Raw genomic sequence first — 1,389 nt, 5'->3', positions numbered from 1 at the left:
AATCGACTCTTTAATGTCGAGGTAATTTACACGTAATTTCAGGAAGCGGCGGGGTGAAATCCGCCCGATTGAATTTTTTGCAACAACCCCCTTTCTGACCGATCTGGGTAAAAAGGAAGAAGTGGTTGCAGCCTTTGCCACCATCAAAGCGCAGTTTGGTGTTGTGCATGTGCTTATCAATAATGGCGCGATTTCAACGTTTAACAAACCCGTAGATACGCTGACATCTGAAGAGTTCGCCAACGTGATCAATGTAAATCTGGTGGGTGCGTTTACCTGTATCAGTGAGTTTATTGCGGCGAATGCGGGGCAGACTTACGGGCGAATCGTGAATATCTCTTCCACGCGCTGGCATCAAAATGAAGCAGGGTGGGAAGCTTACGGGGCATCGAAAGGCGGACTAGTATCGTTGACCAATTCCTTGGTGGTCTCATTGTCTAAAACGCCAATTACAGTGAATGTCGTGAGCCCGGGTTGGATTCAAACCGCAGATTATGATGCGTTGAGAGATGTCGACCATCAGCAGCACCCTTCAGGGCGTGTTGGCAAGCCGAAAGACATCGTTAATGCGTGCCAGTTTCTGACGCATCCAGACAATGATTTCGTCAACGGTGCCAATATCCTTGTCGATGGTGGCATGACCAAGAAGATGATTTATCAAGATTAGTGGGATACCACTGCATATGAAAAACGCCACCTTTCTAGGTGGCGTTCTGCTTTAGATATTGCCTTCTTTAAAGTCTTTCTGGAAGTAGAGGACTTTTTGCAAGTAGCGTCGCGCTTCCCCTTTCGGGTGCTTGGTGGTGAGCGCATCGTAAACCTGCTTCGGCGAATGGCGATTTAGCGCTACCATGGCTTGTTTGCGATCAGGGTGGAACGTTGCCAAAACCCCGCCCGTTCCGCCGTTGTAGGCGGAAATCATGCTGAAGTGTTTGGATGACGCGTTCTTCACATCGCGCAAGTAGCGAGTTTTCAGAATATGTAAATACGCGGCACCAGTATCAATGTTATTAGCCGGATCGAACAAATACTCTTTGGTCGGAATTCCTGGCTTTTTCTTCACGAGGTTAAACACGTCAGCGCCCGCCGTTTTCGGAATCACCTGCATCAATCCATAGGCACCCGCATGGCTAACGGCGTATGGATTAAAACTGCTTTCGGTTTTAATGACCGCGTAAATCAAATCTTCAGGAATGTCGTATCGCTTAGAGGCGTCACGCACATAGTGGGCATATTGGTATTCACGTTGTTCCAGGTGATCTTTTACCATGTCAATTTCAACGTAATAGGCTGTACCCTGTTTGATTTTTTTACTTTGCAGTTTGTTGGAAACTAAATGATCGGCGTAGCGAGTTGCACGCCACTCCCACTCAATGGATTTTCCTTCCT

Annotated in this window: 2 protein-coding genes; one reads left to right on the top strand and one right to left on the bottom strand. The window is 47.4% G+C overall.

Annotated elements, in window-relative coordinates:
- Nucleotides 1–58: 58 nt before the first annotated feature.
- Nucleotides 59–667 (top strand): SDR family NAD(P)-dependent oxidoreductase, encoded by a 609-nt coding sequence (locus tag B5D35_RS23745; protein ID WP_078754850.1) that lies wholly within the window; start codon nt 59–61, stop codon nt 665–667.
- 51 nt (nt 668–718) lie between these two features.
- Here the strand turns inward: B5D35_RS23745 and B5D35_RS23740 are convergent.
- The coding region (locus B5D35_RS23740) for a murein transglycosylase domain-containing protein (RefSeq protein WP_139367874.1) at nt 719–1,389 on the bottom strand (671 nt) is incomplete at its 5' end.

Source organism: Enterovibrio nigricans DSM 22720, assembly GCF_900167155.1.
In the GTDB taxonomy this organism is placed as follows: Bacteria; Pseudomonadota; Gammaproteobacteria; order Enterobacterales; family Vibrionaceae; genus Enterovibrio; species Enterovibrio nigricans.
Note: the sequence above shows the minus strand (reverse complement) of the source record. Positions and strands in the feature narration are given on the sequence as shown.